This is a genomic window from Erythrobacter sp. HI0063 (genome assembly GCF_001635685.1).
Taxonomy (GTDB): domain Bacteria; phylum Pseudomonadota; class Alphaproteobacteria; order Sphingomonadales; family Sphingomonadaceae; genus Qipengyuania.
This window is the reverse complement of sequence record NZ_LWFF01000260.1, coordinates 1-232: the sequence shown is the minus strand read 5'-3', so window position 1 is coordinate 232 and position 232 is coordinate 1. Positions and strand designations below refer to the sequence as shown.

The 232-nt window shown below is 62.1% G+C and carries 1 protein-coding gene; it reads right to left on the bottom strand.

Going from position 1 to position 232, the window contains the following annotated elements; genetic code table 11:
• Window positions 1–232 (bottom strand): ABC transporter transmembrane domain-containing protein (locus tag A3736_RS08190; RefSeq protein ID WP_255362974.1); only part of this gene is annotated, 232 nt, incomplete at both ends.

Sequence of the window (232 nt, the reverse complement as noted above, 5' to 3'; positions counted from 1 at the left end):
GGACTTGATAGCCGCTTCGGAATAGGCGCGGGCCGACTGGGCGTAGCGTTCTTCCTCGCGGTGTTCGGCGCCGAAATATTTGACCGTCTCGTAATTCAGCAGCGAATCCACCGCGCGCGACAGGGCTGTGCCGTCGAGATCGTTCATCTCGCGCCGCAGATGCGTACGCCATTCGGTGATGCGCTGTGTGACGACGATATAGGCGACCACTGTCAGCGCCGTTGCCGCCACG